Below are 19921 nucleotides of genomic sequence, written 5' to 3' on the forward strand. Positions count from 1 at the left end.
GGCCTCCCGAGGGGGAGGAACAGTGCGGGGCGAACACGTCGAGCCACTGGGGACCTTGGGGGGTTCAGTGCGGCAAGGGGGATTGGTCAGCCCGTTTCCGTCTGCGCGCGGGCGTCTGGCTGACGGGACGATCAGCCGGCCGGCAAGCGACTGGGAACAGCGCTACCGGCGCACCGTGATCATCAGCGACACCGTGGCCACCGCATTCGTGGTGGCGGCCATCGGCAATTTCTTCGGAGCCCGGGACGCTGCCAACTGGCATGAGAAGTGGGGCATTCTCGCATTCGGCACCGAGTTGCTGGTGCTGGGCGCGCTCGCGGTGAGCAGGTCGTGGGCGCCGGCTGTTCTCGGCCAGGGAGCGGAGGAATTCCGCCGGCTCGGGCGCTCGCTCTTCGCGGCGACCGTCGTCCTGGCACTCGGCGGAATAGCCCTCACCTCGCGCAACATCAAACTCTGGATCTTCGTCGCCATTCCCGCCATCGCGCTCGTCACCATGACCGCGCGGTATCTGCTGCGCCTGTGGCTGCACAAACAGCGCAACGAGGGGCGGTGCCTGCGACCGGTGCTCGCCGCCGGCAGCCCGGCCACCGTGAGCGATCTGATCACCCGCACCCGCAAGTTCCCCCACCTCGGCTGGCGGGTGGACGCGGTGTGCACGACGGACGGTCTCGGGCCCGACGGGGACCATGTGGACGGAGTGCCGGTCGTCGGTCCGCTGGCGGACGTCGCCAACCACGTCCGGCGCGACGGCTACCGGGTCGTCGCGGTCACACCGGACCCGCACTGGTCGCCGGACCGGCTGCAACGGCTGGCCTGGAACCTCGAAGGCAGCGACGCCGAGATGGTCGTGGCCCCCGTGCTGATGGAGGTGGCCGGCCCGCGGCTGCACGTCGACGCGGTGCTCGGCATCCCGCTGCTGCGGGTCAGCATGCCGGCCTTCACCGGGGGCCGCCGGGCGGTCAAGGCGGTCGTCGACCGGATGGGCGCCGCGGTCCTGCTGACGCTGTTCGCGCCGCTGATGGTGCTCGTCGCGCTGATCGTGCTGGCGGACAGCCGGGGCGGTGCGTTCTACCGACAGCGCAGGGTGGGCAAGGACGGGCGCGAGTTCACCATTCTGAAGTTCCGCACCATGGTCGCCGGGGCACACGGCGCCCGCGCCGCGCTGGCCGAGCACAACGAGGGAGCGGGACTGCTGTTCAAGCTGCGCCGGGACCCGCGGGTGACGCGGGTGGGGGCGGTGCTGCGCCGGTACTCGCTCGACGAGCTGCCGCAGCTCTTCAACGTGCTCACCGGATCGATGTCGCTCGTCGGGCCGCGGCCCCCGCTGCCGGAGGAGTCCGCGGCGTACGGCCCGGACATCCGGCGCCGGCTGCTGGTCAAGCCCGGGCTCACCGGGTTGTGGCAGATCAGCGGGCGCAGCGACCTGTCGTGGGAGGAGGCGGTCCGGCTGGACCTGCGGTACGTGGAGGACTGGTCGCTGGCCCTGGACACGGTGATCTTGTGGAAGACGCTGCGCGCGGTGCTCCACGGACAGGGGGCCTACTGATGCGCCGGAGGCCGCGACCGGGCGGCCCCGCCGACGCATGGACCGCAGGCCCCGAGGGCCTGCCTGGGGGGAGGAACGGGTCATGAGAGTGAGCGTTTTCGGGCTCGGCTACGTGGGCTGCGTGTCGGCCGCGTGCCTGGCCAGCATGGGGCACGAGGTCGTCGGGGTGGACGTGAACCAGGTGAAGGTCGACCTGGTCAACGACGGCAGGGCCCCGGTGGTCGAGGAGCGGATCGGCGAGCTGATCGCCGAGGTGGTGCGGACCGGTGCGCTGCGCGCCACCGGTGACGTCCGCGAGGCGATCCGGGACAGCGAGGTGTCGCTGGTCTGCGTGGGCACGCCGTCGGAGCCCAACGGCAGTCTGTGCACCACGTACTTGGAGCGGGTCACCCAGGAGATCGGCGCCGCGCTGGCCGAGCGCGGAGGGCGGCACACCGTCGTGTTCCGCAGCACCATGCTCCCGGGCACCTGCCTGAACCTCCTGGTGCCGATCCTGGAGAAGTACGTCGGGGGCACCGCCGGGGTGGACGTCGGGGTCGCGGTCAACCCGGAGTTCCTGCGCGAGGGCACCAGTGTGAAGGACTTCTTCGACCCGCCGAAGACCGTCGTCGGCGAGCTCGACGAGGCGAGCGGCGACGCGGTGCTCGCGCTGTACGAGGGCCTGCCCGGCGAGGTGTTCCGGGTGCCGGTCGCGACGGCAGAGGCGATCAAGTACGCGGACAACGCCTTCCACGGCCTCAAGATCGGCTTCGCGAACGAACTGGGCGCGGTGTGCCGGGCGCTCGGGGTGGACTCGCACCAGGTGATGGACGTGTTCCTGGCCGACCGCAAGCTCAACATCAGTTCCGCCTACCTGCGGCCCGGCTTCGCCTTCGGCGGCTCCTGCCTGCCCAAGGACCTGCGCAGCCTGGTCCACGCGGCGCAGCGGGCCGACGTCTCGGTGCCCATCCTCTCCCATGTGCTGCCGTCGAACGCCGACCATCTGCAGCGTGCGGTGGAGCTGGTCGAGCGCACGGGGAAACGGCGGGCGGGCATCTTCGGGCTGTCCTTCAAACCCGGCACCGACGACCTGCGCGAGAGTCCGCTCGTCGAGCTGGCCGAGCGGCTCTTCGGCAAGGGGTACGACCTCAGGATCTACGACGCCAACGTGAGCCTCTCCCGGCTGCTCGGCGCCAACCGCGAGTACATCGAGAACCGGCTGCCGCACCTCGCCCAGCTCCTCGCGGACTCCGTCGAGGAGGTGCTGGACCACGCCGAGGTCTGCCTCGTCGGGACCAGGGACCCTCAGGTGCTGTCGAAGCTGCCCCGCGGCGGCGACGGCCCGGTCATCGTCGATCTCGTCCACCTTCCCGACGCCGACGCGCGGCGGGCCGAACCGGGGTACGTGGGCCTTGCCTGGTGACGCGTCGTACGACGAGACGGCCGGCGGCGGACGCCGCGCGCTGGTCCTGGTGGAGAACCTGTCGGTGCCCTTCGACCGGCGGGTCTGGCAGGAGTGCACGACGCTGCGCGACGCCGGCTGGCGCGTGCACGTGATCTGTCCGCAGGGCAGCAAGCGGGACACGGAGCCGGAGGCGGAGATCGACGGGGTGCGGATCCACCGCTACCCGCTGCGCGCGGCCACCGGCGGGCCGGCCGGCTATCTGCGGGAGTACGGATCCGCGCTGTGGCACACGGTCCGGCTGGCCCGCAGGGTCGGTCCCGTCGACGTGGTCCACGCCTGCAACCCGCCCGACCTGCTGTTCCTGCCGGCGCTGTGGCTGAAGCGGAAGGGCGCGCGGTTCGTCTTCGACCAGCACGACCTGGTGCCCGAGCTGTACCTCTCCCGGTTCGACCGCGGCAAGGACCTGCTCTACCGCGCGGTGTGCGCGCTGGAGCGGCGGACCTACCGGGCCGCGGACGTCGTGCTCGCGACGAACGAGAGCTACCGGGACGTCGCGGTGCGCCGCGGCGGCCGGCGGCCCGAGGACGTCTTCGTGGTGCGCAGCGCTCCCGACATCGACCGGTTCCACCCGGTGCCGCCCGAGCCGGAACTGAAGCGCGGCAAGCCCCATCTGCTGTGCTACCTGGGCGTCATGGGCCCGCAGGACGGCGTCGACTACGCCCTGCGGGCCCTGGCGACGCTGCGCGACGAGCTCGGACGGACCGACTGGCACGCGGTGTTCGTCGGCGCCGGTGACACCTTCGACGCGATGGTGGAGCTGTCCCGGCGGCTCGGGCTCTCGGAGCAGGTGGAGTTCACCGGGCGCATCCCGGACGCCGACCTGGTGCGCTACCTCTCCACGGCGGACGTGTGCCTCTCCCCCGACCCGCACAATCCGCTCAACGACGTCTCGACCATGAACAAGGTCCTGGAGTACATGGTGATGGGCCGGCCGATCGTCTCGTTCGACCTCCGGGAGGCACGGGTCTCCGCCGGTGACGCCGCCGTCTACGCGCCCGCCGACGACGAGGCCGCGTTCGCACGGCTCGTCGCGCTGCTGCTCGACGACCCGGAGAAACGGGCCCTGATGGGCAAGATCGGGCAGGAGCGGATCAGCGGGCACCTCTCCTGGCGGCACTCGCAGGCGTCGCTGCTCGCCGCGTACGCCGCCGCCTGCCGTGCCGGCGCGGGGGCCGGCGGCACCGGCCGGGCAGGGAAGAGGCCCCGCCGTTGAGCGACGACACGATACGCCTGGTCACGATCGGGCGGATCATCCGCCGGCGCCGGCGGCTGCTCACCGTCCTCGCGGTGGTGGGTGCGCTCGTCGGCTACGGCACCTCGCTGCTGCTCCCGCCGCGGTACACGACCTCGGCGTCGGTGCTGCTGCCGGGGGCGTGGGAGGAGCGCGAGCTGCTGACCCAGGCGGAGATCGCGACCAGTTCGGTGGTGGTCGACCGGGCGGCCGCCGCGCTCGACTGGAGCGGAACCGACGGCGTCGAACTGCGTGACCAGGTGGCCGCGAAGACCGCCGACGGCAACATCGTGAAGATCTCGGGCACGGCCGACACCCCGGAGCGGGCGCAGCAGCTCGCCGACCAGGTGGCCCGCCAGTTCGTCTCCTTCGCCGCGCGGATCGCGGGTGACGGCACCGACTCCGAGGCCGTGGCACAGCCCGAGGCACTGCGGCAGATGGTGGTGCAGACGAGCCGCCGCATCACCGAGCTGGCCGAGGACAGTACGGGACGGACCGTGGAGAGCGTGCAGACCCGCACCGAGCTGGCCAAGCTGCGCACCGCCCTGCAGGAGGCCGTCAGGAAGCTCGACGAGGCCGATGCGGCCGCCGCCCAGGCCGACATGGTCGTCATGGGCCCGGCGGCCCGGCCGACCGGCGAGGCGCCGCCGACGCGAATCCAGCTGGTCGCCGGCGGGGCCCTGCTGTTCTTCCTCCTCGCGGTCGTCGGGCATCTCACCGCCGCCCGGATGAGCCGCCGGCTGCGCACCGAGGCCGAGATCGCGGCGGCGCTGGGCGCGGCGCCGCTCGGCACGGTGGACGTGCCCGCCGGCCCGGCCGCGCACCGGCCGCAGGACACCGGTCGCACGGCCCGGATCCGCCGGCTGCTGGGCGCCGACATCCGGTGGGACGTACCGCCGACGCAGGAGTCCGGCGACGAGGAGGGCCGCCGGATCCGCTGCCGACGGGTGCACGCACGCCTGCGGGAGCGGCTGCCGGAGGCCCGGGAGCTGCTGGCCGTCGTCCCGGACGGCGACGAGAGCGCCCTGCGGGCCGCCGGGCAGCTGCTCGCGGAGGCCGGCGGCCGGGGCCCCGTGCTGCGGACGGTCCGGGTCCCGGTGTCCCGGCCGATGGTGCCGGACCGCGACGAGGAGTCCGGCGCCCTGGTCGTGCTCAGCGCCGGCCTGTGGACGGCGGAGGAGCTCGCGGGCCTCGCCGACGCGTGCGCCGACGCCGGGCACGAGGTCGTCGGCATCGTGCTCGCCGGCACGGGGTGGGCCCGTACGGCACGGTCCGCCGACCGCCCTCGGCACGCCGCACCGGCACTCGCGGTGGGCGAGGACGCGAGGGGGGTCTCACGGTGACGACGAGTACGGAGTCCCGGCCGCCGGCCGCCGCTCCGCTGCTGGACCTGCAGGCGCTGGTGGTCGCGGTGCGCAGGCGGCGGCGCCTGTGGTGCTCCGTGGCGCTGCTGGGGCTGCTCGCCGGTGTGGCGGTGGCGGTCCTGCTGCCGCCGCCGCCGACCGCCGTGACCACGGTCCTGGTCGCGCACCAGGAGGACCAGCCCAACGACCCCGGCACGCTGATCCGCACCGACGTGGGGCTGCTGCACACCACCCGGATCGCCGGCAAGGCCCTCCAGTCCCTCGGTTCCCCTCAGAAGCCGGAGGACTTCATGGAGGACTACGAGGGCGCCGGCCTGACCAACAACCTGCTCCGGATCACGGTGTCGGGCGACAGCGACGCGCAGGCCGTGGCCCGTGCCGGGGCACTGGCCGACGCGTTCGTCGCGGACCATGTGCGGCGGATACAGGAGGCGGCGAACGCCGAGGCCACGTCCCTGCTCGACCAGCGCGACCGGATGCGCGAGGACCTCGCCCAGGTCGACCGGGCGATCGGGGACGGGGCCTCGCAGACCGGGCCCGAGGCGTCGGCGAACATGGAGTCGCTCTTCGCCCGCCGCGCCGAACTCACCTCGCGGATCGCCGACTTCGACCAGCGCGCCGCGGAGGCGCGGAGGGGCGCGCCGCGGCTCGTCGCCGGCACCCAGGTCGTGGACGCCCCGCGTGCGGTGCGGCACTCCCTGGTCAGAACCGCCGCCACCGACGCCGCGATCGGGCTCGTCCTCGGGCTCGCGCTCGGACTCGCGGCGGCCGCGGTCGGCACGGTGGTGGCGGACCGCCCCGTGCTGCGCCGCGACATCGCGGCGAACCTCGGCGCCTCGGTCGTCGCGGAGCTGCCCCGCCGGTCGGCCGGGCGGTGGCGGCGCCGGCGGACACGGGCGGCGCACGCACGGCTCACCACGTCCCTGGCCCGCACCGTGCGCGGCTCCGCGGAGCCGTTGTCGCTGCTGGAACTGGGCTGCGCGCGCAGCACGGGTGTGCTCGCGGTGGACCTCGCCCGGGCACTGGCGGCCGAGGGGCCGGTGGTCGTCGTCGACGGCCTGCCCGGCGCGCGGCTCGCCCGGCGCCGCCCGGGGCCCGGGGACCCGGCCGTGGTCGGCGGCGAGGCCGCCGAGGCGGTGCCGGCCGGGGAACGCCCGCTCGGCGTGGGCTCGGTGGCGCCCGGCACGGCGTGGACCGACCTGCGGTACCTCGGCACCCGGACCGTGCTCGTCGTGCGGACCGGGCACGGCAGCACCGCATGGCTGCACACGGTGGCACGGCAGCTCGCGGACCAGCGCATCACGGTGCTCGGTGTGGTGCTGATCGACCCCGATCCGCGTGACCGGACCGACGGCACCCTGTGGGACGGTCCGCCCGCCCCACGCGTCCGAGGCGGGCCGCCCGCCCCGCGGAACGGAACGGAACGGCCGCCGGAGCGGCGGCCGAAGTGGGCGGCGCGGGTCCCGGACAGCGACCAGGAGGCGAGGTAGGACATGTGCGGCATCGCAGGCACGTACCGATGGCCGGACGGGAAGGCCGTGGCCGACCGGCTCACCGAGACCCTCGCCCACCGCGGTCCGGACGGGTCGGGCCGGTACGGCCATCCCGTCGGTGACGGCGAGGTGCACCTCGGGCACCGCCGGCTGGCGATCATCGACCTGTCCGCGACCGGCGCCCAGCCGATGGTCTCGGACGGCCTCGTCCTGACGTACAACGGCGAGCTGTACAACGCGCCCGAGCTCCGGGCCGAACTGGCGGCCTCGGGGGTGCGTTTCCGCGGCACCTCCGACACCGAGGTGCTGCTGGAGGCGTGGCGGCGCTGGGGCACGGACTGTCTGCCCCGGCTGCGCGGCATGTTCGCGTTCGGTGTCTTCGACGAGCGGACGGGTGAGCTGGTGCTCGCCCGCGACCAGCTCGGCATCAAGCCGCTGTTCCTGCTCCGGCGCGGCGAGGGGCTGGTGTTCGCCTCCGAGCTCAAGGCGCTCGCCGCCGTGACCGGCGGTTCGCTGGAGGTGGACCACGCCGCGATGGTGGCGTCGCTGCTGTACTACTGGGTGCCGGACTCGCGGTGCGCGTTCCGCGAGGCGGAGAAGCTGCCGCCGGGGAGCTGGCTGCGGTGCCGGCCCGACGGCCGGGTGGAGCGCGGCACGTTCTGGAGCCTGCGCGAGGTGGCGGCGGAGGGCCGGGAGCGCGCCCTCGCCGGCGAGCGGCCGGACATCGCCGCCGTCGTCGAGGAGTCGACCCGCAGGCATCTGCTCTCCGACGTCCCCGTGGCGACCTTCCTCTCCGGCGGTCTCGACTCCAGCTATCTGACGGCGCTGGCCGCCCGCGACCGGCCCGGGATCTCCGCGTACACGATCGGTTTCCGGGCCGAGGACGCCCGGTTCGAGGCGATGCCGGACGACCTGCGCTACGCCCGGCAGGTGGCCGCGCGGTTCGGCGTCGACCTGCACGAGATCGAGATCGCCCCGGACGTGCTCGACCTGCTGCCGCGGATGACGTACCACCTGGACGAGCCGATCGGCGACCCCGCGGCGATCAACACGTTCCTGATCTGCTCGGCCGCCCGGGAGGCCGGGGTCAAGGTGATGCTCTCCGGCATGGGCGCCGACGAGCTGTTCGCCGGGTACCGCAAGCACCTGGCCAACCTGCTCGCGCTGCGCTACCAGCGCGTCCCGCGGCCGCTGCGGCGCGGTCTGGCCGGGGCGGTGGACCGGCTGCCGGTCGCCACGTCGCGGCGGGGGTACCGGTCGGTGCGGTTCGCCAAGCGGTTCCTCTCCTTCGCCGAACTGCCGGAGGAGACGGCGTTCCGGCGCAGCTACACCATGTACGACCGGGACGAGCTGCTGGGCCTGATCGATCCGGACCTGGCCGGGACGGTCGACGACGTGCTGACCGAGCACGCGGACGTCTACCGGGACAACGAGCTCGACGACTTCGTGAACCGCATGTGCCTGGGCGACGCCCGGATGTTCCTGCCGGGCCTGAACCTCGCCTACACGGACCGCTCCAGCATGGCCGCGTCGACCGAGGTGCGGGTGCCGTACGTGGACGTGGAGGTGGTCAGGGCGGCGTTCGCCGTGCCCGGTGACCGCAAGATCGTCGGCCGGCAGGGCAAGGCCGTCCTCAAGGAGGCGGCCGCGACCGTCCTGCCGCGGGAGATCGTGTACCGGCCCAAGGGCCTGTTCAGCGCCCCGCTGCGGGCCTGGATGAGCCGGGATCTGGCACCGCTGGTGCGCGAGGTGATCCACGACGGCGAACTCGTCAGGTCCGGCTTCCTGCGCCGTGACGCGCTGGCGCGGCTGGTCGCCGAGGACGCCGCGGGACACCGGGACCACTCCAAGCATCTGTGGCACGTGCTGACGCTCGAGTACTGGTATCGCGGCGCGACCTCAGGGGCCGGCCGGAGCACGCGGTCGACGGCTCAGTAATCCGACGGGAATGCGAACGGGAATGCGACAGGAGTTCGGGTGAAGCAGGTCGTACAGAACTACAAGAGCGGCGAGCTGGCGGTGCTGGACGTACCGGTGCCGGGGTGCAAGCCGGGCGGTGTGCTGGTGCGCACCGCCTACTCGCTGATCTCCACCGGGACCGAGCTCATGAAGGTGTCCGAGGCCGGCATGTCGATGGTGGGCAAGGCCCGTTCCCGGCCGGACCAGGTGGCCAAGGTCATGCAGAGCGTGGCCGTCAACGGGGTGCCCGCCACCTACCGCAAGGTGATGGGCAAGCTGGACTCCTGGACGCCGCTGGGCTACTCGCTGTGCGGGGTGGTCGAGGAGGTCGGGACCGGGATCGACGACGTGAAGGCCGGCGACCTCGTGGCCTGCGCCGGCAACGAGCACGCGCTGCACGCCGAGGTGAACTGGGTGCCGAAGAACCTCTACGCCCCGCTCCCGGACGGCCTCGCGCCGCGGCACGCGGCCTTCGGCACCGTCGGGTCGATCGCGCTGCAGGGCGTCCGCCAAGGCGAGTCCCGGCTCGGCGAGACGGCGCTGGTCATCGGCCTCGGCCTGATCGGTCAGCTGGTGGCGCAGCTGCTCACCGCCTCGGGAGTGCGCGTCGTCGGCGCCGACCCGGACCCGGCACGCTGCGAGCTCGCCGAGCGGCTCGGCGCCGCGGCCTGCGGTGATCCCTCGTCCGCTGCCGTGGAGAGGGCCGTCGCCGAACTCACCGGCGGCCACGGCGTGGACCAGGTGTACCTGGCGGCGGGCGGCGGCAGCAACCAGCCCGTCGAGCTGGCCGCCCGGCTGTGCCGGGACCGCGGCCGGGTCGTCGACATCGGCAAGTGCCGCCTCGACCTGCCGTGGAACGCGTACTACGAGAAGGAGCTGGACGTCCGCTTCTCCCGCAGCTACGGCCCCGGGCGCTACGACCCGGAGTACGAGCTTCAAGGACGGGACTACCCGATCGGCTACGTCCGCTGGACCGAGCGCCGCAACCTGGCGTGCTTCCTCGACCTCGTCGCCCGCGGCAGCGTCGACGTGGAGCCCCTGGTCTCCCATGTCGCCGATTTCGACGACGCCGTGGAGACGTACGGGAGCCTGAAGGACGGCGGACTCAAGGCCGTGGCCGTGCTGTTCCGCTACCCGGGCCAGGAGGCGGACGCGGAGGGGACGGCGGCCCCCGAGGTGACCGTGCCCGCGGTGAGGCTGCCCGCGGCCACCACGCGGCAGCGGCCCGCCCGGGCCGCCGGGAAGCCGGTGCGCCTCGCGTTCGTCGGCGCGGGCAACTACGCGACCTCGATGCTGCTGCCGCACCTGGCACGGCGCGACGGCGTCGAACTGGCGGCGGTCGTCACCACGACGGCGCTGTCCGCGGCCAACGCGCGGCGGAAGTTCGGCTTCGCCGAGGCCACCACCGACCTCGACACCGTCCTCGGGGACGACGGCGTCGACGCGGTGTTCGTGGTCACCCGGCACAGCTCGCACGCCGAACTGACCCGCAAGGCGCTGCTGGCCGGCAAGGCGGTCTTCGTGGAGAAGCCGCTCGCGCTCACCGGCGACGAACTGGCCGGTGTGCTCGCGGCGGTGGAGGAGTCCGGCAACGACCGGATCCAGGTCGGCTTCAACCGCCGGTTCGCCCCGCTGCTGCGGGAGGCGAAGGCACGGTTCGGTGCCAGGACCGGCCCGGCGAGCCTGCGCTACCTGGTCAACGCGGGCGGCCTGGCGCACGGGAGCTGGTACCTCCAGCAGAACACCGAGGGCTCCCGGTTCGCCGGCGAGGGCGGGCACTTCATCGACACCGCGAGCTGGCTGCTCGACGCCGATCCGGTCTCGGTGTACGCGCTCACCACGCCCGGCAACGAGGACCTCCAGGTCGTGCTCGGCTACCCGGACGGCTCCACGGCCACCATCAGCTACGTCACCACCGGCGCGCCCGGCTTCCCCAAGGAGACCCTGGACCTGGTCGCCGACGGCCGGGTGCTGCGACTCGACGACTTCGTCCGCGCCAGCGTGTACGGCCGGAAGAAGTGGGTCAGTTCGCGGCTGCCCAAGGCCCGGGACAAGGGCCAGTCCGCCGAACTGGCGGCCTTCGTCCGGGCCGTGCGGACCGGCGGCCCGATGCCGGTGCCGCTGGAGTCGCTGGCCGCCACGACGGCGGCCACCCTCGCCGTCCGGACCGGTCTGGCGAGCGGCCTGCCGGTGACGCTGGCGGGGGCCCGATGACCGTGCGCTCCGGCAGCCCGGGCTGGTACCTGCGGCGGCTGTCCCGGATGGGGCCGCGGGAGATCGGCGGCCGGGTGGCCGACACCTTGCGCCGGCGGCAATGGCGTGCCGCGCCGCCCGCCTGCCCGGAGGTGACCGGCGCCCGGTTCACCGCGGTGCTGCCCGCGGGGACGCTCGCCGCCGTGCCGGCGGACGCCGCGAAACGTCTCGTCGCCGAGGCCGAGGGGCTGATGGCCGGTCACGCCGAGTTCTTCGGCGTGGTCCGCGACGACCTGGCCGACCCCGACTGGTGCCTCGACCCGAAGACCGGACGCCGGGCGCCGTGGGGCTACGCGTTCGACGTGCCGTACCGCGACGAGGACGCGGTCGGGGACGTCAAACAGATCTGGGAGCCGTCCCGGCACCAGTACCTCACCGTGCTCGCCGCCGCCTACGCCCTCACCGGGGACGAGCGGTACGCCGAGCGGGTGGCCGCGCATCTGCGGTCGTGGTGGGCGGCGAACACCCCGCTGCGCGGGGTGCACTGGACCAGCGGCATCGAGCTGGGGATCCGGCTGCTGTCCTGGGTGTGGATCCGCCGGCTGCTCGACGGCTGGCCCGGCGCCGCCGCCCTGTTCGAGGACAACCCGGTGGCGCTGAACCAGATCTGGCACCACCAGCGCTGGCTGGCCGCCTTCCCCAGCCGGGGGTCATCGGCGAACAACCATGTCGTCGCCGAGGCCGCCGGGCAGCTGGCCGCGGCCTGCGCCTTCGGCTGGTTCCCGTCCTCGGCACGCTGGCGGGACCGGGCGCTTCGGACGCTGGAGCGGCAGCTGCGCGCCAACACCTTCGCCTCCGGCCTCAACCGCGAACTGGCCACCGAGTACCACGGGCTGGTGCTGGAACTCGGCCTGGCCGCGGTCGCCGAGGCGGACACGGCCGGCGTGCCCGTGCCCGCCACCGCCCGGCTGGTGCTCCTGCGGATGACGGACGCCCTCGCGGCCGTCGTCGACGACCGGCTGCGGCCGCCGCGCCAGGGCGACGCGGACGACGGGCACGGTCTGGTCGTGGACGGCGCGGGCACCGACCGCTGGGGCTCGCTGCTGGCCACCGGGGAGGCGGTGTTCGGCCGGCTGCCCTGGTGGCCCGAGGTCACCGGCACCGATGTGCGCACCCCCCTGCTGGCCGCGCTGCTCCGCCCGTACGGGACGGACGTGTCGCGCCCGGCGAGCCGGCCCGCCCACTTCGCCGACGCCGGTCTCACCGTGCTGCGCGGTCCCGACGGCATCTGGTGCCGCTGCGACGGCGGCCCGCACGGCTTCCTGTCCATCGCCGCGCACGCCCACGCCGACGCGCTGTCCGTGGAGGTCCGCCAGGACGGTGTCGACGTGCTCGCCGACCCGGGGACGTACTGCTACCACGGGCAGCCCGCGTGGCGGATCTACTTCCGCTCGACCCTCGGCCACAACACCCTGGAGCTGGACGGCACCGACCAGTCCGTCTCCGGCGGCCCGTTCCTGTGGACCCGGCACGCCCGCAGCCAGGTCCTGGCGGTGGAGCCGTCCGCCGCCCTCGCCGGGGGCACGGCCCGCTGGTGCGCCGAGCACGACGGCTACCAGGGCTCCGCGCACCGCCGGCAGGTGGAACTGACGGCCGCGACCCGGGAGCTGAGGATCACCGACGAGGTCGGCGGCCCGAGCCGCGCCGTGCGCCTGGCGTTCCACCTCGGTCCCGCGGTCACCGCCGACCTGGCGGGCAGCCGGGCGCTGCTCACCTGGACCGGGGACGGCGGGGAGCGCTCCGCGGTCCTCGACCTGCCCGCCGGGCTGAGCTGGCGGGCGCACCGCGGCGAGAGCGAACCGCCGCTGGGCTGGTACTCCGCCGGTTTCGGGCGCAAGGAGCCCAGCACCACCCTGGTCGGCACCGGCTTCACCGACGGCGCCGCGCCGTCGGAGAAGTTCACCACCGTCCTCGGGTTCCGCGGTCGGGGGGCCTGACACGTGGGGATCAAGTGGCGGCACCGGGCGTCACCGGCGGCACCGCTGGTGCTGCTGGCCCTGCTGGCGGCGACCGGCTGCGAGGGCACGCCGGACGCCCGCCCGCGGGCGGGCGCCGCGCCGTCCGCGTCCGTGGCCCGGGTGTGCGCCGGGCCCGCGGCCGGGCCGGCGACGGCACCGCCGGGCGCGGTGACGGTCGACCCCGCGGTCCCCGGCGATCTGGCCGTGAAGACCAGGAACAGCCCCGCGCGCACCACGTTCTGGCTCCGGCCGGGCACCCACACCCTCCCGCCGGACCGCTTCGCCCAGGTCGTCCCCAAGGAGGGGAACAGCTACCTCGGCGCCCCGGGCGCGGTGCTCGACGGCCGGAGGACCAACCAGTACGCCTTCGGCGGCGCCGCCCGCGACGTCACCCTGCGCCATCTGACCGTGCAGGGTTTCGTCGCGCCCCACGACGAGGGCGTGGTCAACCACGACTCCGCCGACGGGTGGCTGATCGAGCACGCCACGATCCAGGACAACTCCGGCGCCGGGCTGATGGCCGGCGCCCGCCAGCGGGTCCGCGCCAGCTGCCTGCGCGGCAACGGCCAGTACGGCATGAACGCCTACAAGGCCGGCGGCCCGCTCACCGGCCTGGTGGTCGAGGGCAACGAGATCACGGGCAACAACACGGACGACTGGGAGCGGAAGCGGCCGGGCTGCGGCTGCACCGGCGGCGTCAAGTTCTGGGCGGTCGACGGCGCCGACGTCCGCGGCAACTGGGTGCACGACAACCGCGGGGCCGGGCTGTGGGCGGACACCAACAACAACGACTTCCGCATCGAGGGCAACGTGCTGGAGTCCAACGACGGCGCCGCGCTGATCTACGAGACCAGCTACAACGCGGTGATCCGCGGCAACACGATCCGGCGGAACAACTGGGTCGAGGGCCGCCGGTACGCCGACCGCGGCGACACCTTCCCGTTCGCGACCGTCTACGTGTCGGAGTCCGGCGGCGAACCGCGGATCCGGGCCCGTACCGACAGGATCGAGATCCACCGCAACGTGCTGGAGGACAACTGGTCCGGGATCACGCTGTGGGAGAACGCCGACCGGTTCTGCAACAGCCCCGCCAACACCTCGTCGGGCCTGTGCACCCTGCTGGTGAAGGACACCGGCCGCTGCGCGCAGCCCGCGATCGCCGCCCCGCCGCTCTACGACGACTGCCGGTGGAAGACCCAGCGGGTGGAGATCCACGGCAACCGCTTCGTGCTGGACAAGTCCGTCGTCCACTGCACGGTGAAGTGCGACCGCATGGCGGTGCTGGCCAACTACGGCACCTACCCGGACTGGTCGCCGTACCAGGGCGAGCGGGTGGCCGAGGCGATCACCCGGGAGCAGCACAACCGCTGGTACGACAACGTCTACATCGGGCCGTGGACGTTCGTCGCACACGACCCGAGCCGGATCCTCGACCCCGGGCAGTGGCAGGGCACGCCGTACCAGCAGGACGCGGGCAGCACCTTCCGCGCACGGGACGGTGGGTGAGATGACCGCGGACCGCACACCGAGGGTCGTCGGGACGGCCTGGGGACTGCTGATCCTCAACACACTCGGCTCCGCCGGGGCGAAGACCATCGTCCCGCTGCCCCGCTCCCTCATCCAGATGGTCACCATGGGCGCGCTGGTCGCCGCGTTCGCGCTGGCCCTCGCGGTCAATCTCCGGCTGCGTGTCCGGCCGGGCGCCTACGTCTTCCTGCTCACCCTGCTGCTGGTGCCGAGCGTGCTGTCCAGCGTGCACCTGGAGTCCGGGTTCGGCGCACTGTTCCGCTGCGCCCGGCTGGGCCTGTTCGTCGCCACGCTGTGGCTGCTCAGCCGCTGGTGGGACGGCGGGCTGACGTTCGTCCGGCACCACATCCGGATGTACTTCGCGGTCCTGTGCTCGGTGGCCGCGGGCGCCCTCCTGTCGCCGGGCGCCGCGATGCCCGAGCTCTACGGCGGGCGGCTGGTCGGCGCGCTGTGGCCGCTCACCCCGCCGCAGATCGGGCAGTACGCCGCGGTGATCACCGGGCTCGCCGTGCTGCTCGTGCTGGGCCGCCGGACCGACGGGCGCAGCGCGGCGGTGGTCGTCGTCCCCGCGCTGGTGCTGCTCGCGCTCACCCACACCCGGACGGCCACGATCGGCCTGCTCGCCGGGCTCGTGCTGGCCATCGGTTCGCTCGTGCTGACCAGCGCCGCCGCCCGCCGGTTCTTCGCCTGGGCGGTGCTGTGCGCCGTGGTGGCCGCGGTCGGCTTCGGCTCCCTGGTGCAGGCGTGGTTCCTGCGCGGGCAGAGCCAGGAGAACTTCTCCAGCCTGACCGGCCGGGCCAAGGTCTGGGACGCCCTGCTGGCGGCACCCCGGACGGCCACGGAGTACCTGTTCGGCGCGGGCCTGGGCGACAAGTCGTTCGGCGGGCTGCCGATCGACAACAGCTGGCTGGCCGTCTACCACGAGCAGGGCGTGACCGGTGTCGTGCTGGTGACCGCCGTGTTCGTCGTGCTGGGCGGGGTCGCGCTGCTGCGGCCGCCGTCGCTGTCGAGGGCCTGCGCGATCTTCCTGATCAGCTACTGCGCGATCGCCTCGTACACCGAGGCGGGGCTCGGGGACGCCTCGCCGTACCTGCTCCATCTGGCGGTGGCCGCCTCGCTGCTGGCGGCGCCCGCCGCTCCGGAGCGCCCCGCCGCGCCCGGAGTCCCCCGACAGGTCCGCACACCGGAGGTGACCTGAGCATGCACGTCCTCGTGGTGCACAACCGCTACGCGTCGGCGCAGCCGAGCGGCGAGAACAACGTCGTCGACCAGGAGGTGGCGCTGCTGCGCGGGGCCGGCCACCGGGTCGGGCTGTTCGAGCGGCGCAGCGACGACATCGGCGCGCTGTCGCTGCCGCGCAAGGCGGCGCTGCCGCTGCTGGTGCCGTGGAACCCGGCGGTGCGCAGGGAGCTGGCCGACCGGCTCCGCGCCGAACGCCCGGACGTGGTGCACGTCCACAACGTCTTCCCGCTGCTGTCACCGGCGGTGCTGGCGGCCTGCGCCGACGCCGGCGTGCCCGCCGTCGCCACCCTGCACAACTACACCCAGGTCTGCCCGCCCGGCACACTCCAGCGGGACGGCCGGCCGTGCGCCGAGTGCGTCGGGTCCGCACCGCTGCCCGCCGTCCGGCACGGCTGCTACCGCGGCTCCCGGCTGGCGACGGTGCCGCTCGCGGTGAGCCTGACGGTCAACCGGCGGCGGTGGTGGTCGGGTGTGGAGCGGTTCTTCTGCATCTCCGCGGCGCAGCGCGACGTCCTGGTGCGGTCCGGGATGCCGGCCGAACGGCTGGCGGTGAAGCACAACTTCGTGCCCGACCCCGGCGCCCGGCGGGAGGGCGGCGGGGAGCACCTGCTCTTCCTCGGCCGGCTGGCGGAGGCCAAGGGCGTACGGCTGCTCATGGCCGCGTGGGACGAGATCGCCGCGGGCGGCGGTGTCGGCGTACCGCTCGTCATCGCCGGCACCGGGCCGCTGGAGCGGGAGGTGACCGCCTGGGCGGCGGGCCGGGACGACGTGCGCTGCGCGGGCCTGTACGACGCGGAGCAGTGCCGGCGGGCCGTGGCACGGTCGGTCGCCGTGGTGGCGCCCTCCACCTGGCTGGAGGCGTTCGGCCTGGTGGTCGTGGAGGCGATGGCGGCGGGGGTCCCGACCGTCGCCGCCGGGCACGGCGCCTTCACCGAACTCGTCGACGACGGGGTGACCGGGCTGCTGCACCGGCCGGGCGAGACGGCCTCCCTGGCGTCGTGCCTGCGCCGGGTCACGGCCGACGCGGACGGAAACCGGGAGATGGGGCTGGCCGCCCGGCGCCGCTACGAGCAGGGCTTCAGCCCGGCCGTCGGGCTGGAGCGCCTGGTGGAGGGGTACCGCGCCGCGCTCGCGGGGCGGTCCGGCGGCGGGGGCACCCCGCCGCCGGGAGGGGACACGAGGACTGGCCCGCGGCGGGGACACCCGTCCGGGCGGGATGGGGGCAGCAGATGACACGATGCCGACTCTGCGGTTCGGCGGCGCTGGAGAGCGTCGTCGATCTGGGGGCGACACCGCCGTGCGAGAGCTTTCTCGCCGCGGACCGACTGGACCTGCCGGAGCCGGCGTACCCGCTGCACCTGCGGGTGTGCACCGGCTGCTGGCTCGCGCAGATCCCCCCGCTGATCACACCGGAGGAGACGTTCAGCGAGTACGCGTACTTCTCCTCCTACTCGACCTCCTGGGTGGAGCACGCGCGCACCTTCGTCGACGGCGCCGCCGAGCGGCTGGGCCTCGGCGACGGCTCCTTCGTCGTCGAGGTCGCGAGCAACGACGGATACCTGCTGAAGCACGTGGTGGACCGCGGGATCCGCTGCCTCGGCATCGAGCCCTCGGTGAACGTCGGCGCCACGGCACGGGACGCGGGGGTGCCCACGCTCACCGCGTTCCTGGACCCGGCCACCGGCGAGGGCGTCCGCGCCGAGCACGGCCCGGCGGACCTGGTCGTGGCCAACAACGTGTACGCGCACATCCCCGACGTGGTCGGTTTCACCCGGGGACTGCGCGCGCTGGTCGCGGACGACGGCTGGGTCTCGATCGAGGTGCAGCACCTGCTGACCCTGATCGAGGAGAACCAGTACGACACGATCTACCACGAGCACTTCCAGTACTACACGGTCGCGTCCGCGGCCCGGGCGCTGGCGAGCGGCGGACTGACGCTCGTCGACGTCGAACTGCTGCCCACGCACGGCGGCTCCGTCCGGCTCTGGGCCAGGCCGGCCGAGGCGGCCGGTGAGCCGAGCGGCCGGGTGGCCGAGGTGCTGGACCGCGAGAAGGCCGCCGGGCTCCAGGAACTGTCCGGGTACACCCAGTTCTCCGCCCGGGTGGCCAAGGTCCGCCGGGACCTGCTGCGGTTCCTGATCGAGGCGGCCGAACGCGGCGAGACGGTCGTGGGCTACGGGGCCCCCGGCAAGGGCAACACCCTGCTCAACCACTGCGGCATCCGGCCCGACCTGCTGCCGTACACGGTCGACCGCAACCCCTACAAGCACGGCAGGTTCACCCCGGGCACCCGCATCCCGGTCCTGCCGCCCGAGCGGATCGCCGCCGACCGGCCGGACTACGTCCTCGTCCTCCCGTGGAACCTGCGGGACGAGCTGATCGAGCAGCTCTCCTTCGTGCACGAGTGGGGCGGCCGGCTGGTCTTCCCCATACCGGAACTGAGCATTGTCGAGGTCACGCGATGAAGGTCGTCCTGTTCTGCGGCGGTTACGGGATGCGGATGCGGAGCGGTGCCGCGGACGACGTCCCCAAGCCGATGGCGATGGTCGGCCCCAGGCCGCTGATCTGGCACGTCATGCGCTACTACGCGCACTTCGGGCACACCGAGTTCATCCTCTGCCTCGGCTACGGCGCGCACCACATCAAGGACTTCTTCCTCGGCTACGAGGAGACGACGTCCAACGACTTCGTGCTGCGCGGCGGGCGGACCGAGCTGCTGTCCACCGACATCTCGGACTGGACCATCACCTTCGCGCAGACCGGCATCGAGTCGCCGATCGGGGAGCGGCTGCGCCGGGTGCGGCACCACCTGGACGGCGACGAGATGTTCCTCGCCAACTACGCCGACGTGCTCACCGACGCCCCGCTGCCGGAGATGATCGACCGCTTCGCCCGGCGCGACGCCGGTGCGTCCATGATGGTGGTGCCGCCGCAGTCCTCGTTCCACTGCGTGGACCTCGGCGAGGACGGCCTGGTGGGGGGCATCACCCCGGTGAGCGAACTGCCGCTGTGGGAGAACGGCGGCTACTTCGTGCTCCGCCAGGAGGTCTTCGACCACATCCCGGAGGGCGGGGACCTGGTCGCCGACGGGTGTGCGCAACTGGCCAAGCAGGGGCGGCTGGTGGCGCACCGGCACCGCGGGTTCTGGAAGCCGACCGACACCGTGAAGGAACGGGCCGCGCTCGACGACGCCTACGCCCGGGGCGACCGCCCGTGGGCCCTGTGGGAACACGACGACACCGCGGTGAGGTCCGCGTGATCCGGCTCGGCGCCGGGCGGCTGGAACGGGTCGTGGCCGTGGGCGCGCACTGCGACGACATCGCCATCGGCGCCGGCGGCACCCTGCTGACGCTGTGCCGCGCGCGGCCGGGTCTCCGCGTCGACGCGCTGGTGCTGTCGGGCGGCGGGGGCGAGCGGGAGCAGGAGGAGCGGGCCGCGCTCGCCGCCTTCTGCCCGGGTGCCGACCTGCGGCCGACCGTGCTCAAGCTGCCGGACGGCCGGATGCCCGCGCACTGGGAGGAGGCCAAGTCCGCGGTCGAGGAGCTGCGTGCGCGGACCGAGCCGGACCTGATCCTCGCCCCGCGCACCGAGGACGCGCACCAGGACCACCGCGGCCTGGCGCAGCTGATGACCACCGCGTTCCGCGACCACCTCGTGCTCGGCTACGAGATCGTCAAATGGGACGGCGACCTCGGCCGCCCGGTGGCCTACCAGCCGCTGACGCCCCGGATCGCCGAGGAGAAGGTGCACCTGCTGCAGGAGCACTACCCCTCGCAGCGGCACCGGCCCTGGTACGACCGGGAGGCCTTCCTCGGGCTGGCCCGGATCCGCGGGATCGAATGCCACGCGCGCTACGCCGAGGCGTTCGCCGTCACCAAACTCACTCTCGACCTGGGGGAATGAA

General features: G+C 73.7%; 14 protein-coding genes. All 14 read left to right on the forward strand.

Annotated features, from left to right (window positions below):
* Positions 1-67: 67 nt before the first annotated feature.
* The 14 genes from EAO77_RS21945 to EAO77_RS22010 all read left to right on the forward strand — a co-directional run bounded on the left by EAO77_RS21945 (position 68) and on the right by EAO77_RS22010 (position 19920).
* Positions 68-1546: a sugar transferase gene (locus EAO77_RS21945; RefSeq protein WP_147990014.1), complete on the forward strand. Its 1479-nt coding sequence runs from the start codon at positions 68-70 to the stop codon at positions 1544-1546.
* A gap of 82 nt (positions 1547-1628) precedes the next feature.
* On the forward strand, positions 1629-2948 hold the full coding sequence (locus EAO77_RS21950; protein WP_147990015.1) for a nucleotide sugar dehydrogenase: 1320 nt from the start codon (positions 1629-1631) through the stop codon (positions 2946-2948).
* The gene (locus EAO77_RS21955; protein WP_147990016.1) at positions 2938-4203 is read left to right on the forward strand and encodes a glycosyltransferase family 4 protein; all 1266 of its coding nucleotides are present in this window, start codon (positions 2938-2940) and stop codon (positions 4201-4203) included. Before EAO77_RS21950 ends, EAO77_RS21955 begins: the two co-directional genes overlap by 11 nt.
* Positions 4200-5564: a Wzz/FepE/Etk N-terminal domain-containing protein gene (locus tag EAO77_RS21960; RefSeq protein ID WP_147990017.1), complete on the forward strand. Its 1365-nt coding sequence runs from the start codon at positions 4200-4202 to the stop codon at positions 5562-5564. The genes EAO77_RS21955 and EAO77_RS21960 overlap by 4 nt, the downstream gene beginning before the upstream one ends.
* Positions 5561-7075, forward strand: coding sequence for a Wzz/FepE/Etk N-terminal domain-containing protein (locus EAO77_RS21965; RefSeq protein WP_147990018.1), 1515 nt, complete (start codon positions 5561-5563; stop codon positions 7073-7075). The genes EAO77_RS21960 and EAO77_RS21965 overlap by 4 nt, the downstream gene beginning before the upstream one ends.
* Before the next feature lie 3 nt (positions 7076-7078).
* Complete coding sequence (asnB, locus tag EAO77_RS21970; RefSeq protein WP_147990019.1) at positions 7079-9016, forward strand: asparagine synthase (glutamine-hydrolyzing); 1938 nt, start codon at positions 7079-7081, stop codon at positions 9014-9016.
* Positions 9017-9055: 39 nt separating this feature from the next.
* A complete protein-coding gene (locus EAO77_RS21975) occupies positions 9056-11251 on the forward strand; it encodes a bi-domain-containing oxidoreductase (protein ID WP_147990020.1) in 2196 nt (731 codons plus the stop codon).
* Positions 11248-13227 (forward strand): heparinase II/III family protein, encoded by a 1980-nt coding sequence (locus EAO77_RS21980; RefSeq protein WP_187283356.1) that lies wholly within the window; start codon positions 11248-11250, stop codon positions 13225-13227. The genes EAO77_RS21975 and EAO77_RS21980 overlap by 4 nt, the downstream gene beginning before the upstream one ends.
* Positions 13228-13230: 3 nt before the next feature.
* Complete coding sequence (locus tag EAO77_RS21985) at positions 13231-14754, forward strand: right-handed parallel beta-helix repeat-containing protein (RefSeq protein WP_147990021.1); 1524 nt, start codon at positions 13231-13233, stop codon at positions 14752-14754.
* 1 nt (position 14755) lies between these two features.
* Complete coding sequence (locus EAO77_RS21990; protein WP_147990022.1) at positions 14756-15973, forward strand: O-antigen ligase domain-containing protein; 1218 nt, start codon at positions 14756-14758, stop codon at positions 15971-15973.
* Between the two features lie 2 nt (positions 15974-15975).
* Positions 15976-17250: a glycosyltransferase gene (locus EAO77_RS21995; RefSeq protein WP_147990023.1), complete on the forward strand. Its 1275-nt coding sequence runs from the start codon at positions 15976-15978 to the stop codon at positions 17248-17250.
* Positions 17247-18482, forward strand: coding sequence for a class I SAM-dependent methyltransferase (locus tag EAO77_RS22000; RefSeq protein WP_147990024.1), 1236 nt, complete (start codon positions 17247-17249; stop codon positions 18480-18482). Before EAO77_RS21995 ends, EAO77_RS22000 begins: the two co-directional genes overlap by 4 nt.
* A complete protein-coding gene (locus EAO77_RS22005; RefSeq protein WP_147990025.1) occupies positions 18479-19276 on the forward strand; it encodes a glucose-1-phosphate cytidylyltransferase in 798 nt (265 codons plus the stop codon). The genes EAO77_RS22000 and EAO77_RS22005 overlap by 4 nt, the downstream gene beginning before the upstream one ends.
* Positions 19273-19920: a PIG-L deacetylase family protein gene (locus tag EAO77_RS22010; protein ID WP_147990026.1), complete on the forward strand. Its 648-nt coding sequence runs from the start codon at positions 19273-19275 to the stop codon at positions 19918-19920. The genes EAO77_RS22005 and EAO77_RS22010 overlap by 4 nt, the downstream gene beginning before the upstream one ends.
* The last annotated feature ends 1 nt before the right edge of the window (position 19921 follow it).

The organism is Streptomyces sp. T39, assembly GCF_008042045.1.
In the GTDB taxonomy this organism is placed as follows: domain Bacteria; phylum Actinomycetota; class Actinomycetes; order Streptomycetales; family Streptomycetaceae; genus Streptomyces.

Excerpts from the sequence above, each read along its gene's own strand:
- EAO77_RS21950 (WP_147990015.1), top strand. The coding sequence starts at position 1,629 with ATGAGAGTGAGCGTTTTCGGGCTCGGCTACGTGGGCTGCGTGTCGGCC.
- asnB (WP_147990019.1), top strand. The coding sequence starts at position 7,079 with ATGTGCGGCATCGCAGGCACGTACCGATGGCCGGACGGGAAGGCCGTG.
- EAO77_RS21980 (WP_187283356.1), top strand. The coding sequence starts at position 11,248 with ATGACCGTGCGCTCCGGCAGCCCGGGCTGGTACCTGCGGCGGCTGTCC.
- EAO77_RS21990 (WP_147990022.1), top strand. The coding sequence starts at position 14,756 with ATGACCGCGGACCGCACACCGAGGGTCGTCGGGACGGCCTGGGGACTG.
- EAO77_RS21995 (WP_147990023.1), top strand. The coding sequence starts at position 15,976 with ATGCACGTCCTCGTGGTGCACAACCGCTACGCGTCGGCGCAGCCGAGC.
- EAO77_RS22000 (WP_147990024.1), top strand. The coding sequence starts at position 17,247 with ATGACACGATGCCGACTCTGCGGTTCGGCGGCGCTGGAGAGCGTCGTC.
- EAO77_RS22005 (WP_147990025.1), top strand. The coding sequence starts at position 18,479 with ATGAAGGTCGTCCTGTTCTGCGGCGGTTACGGGATGCGGATGCGGAGC.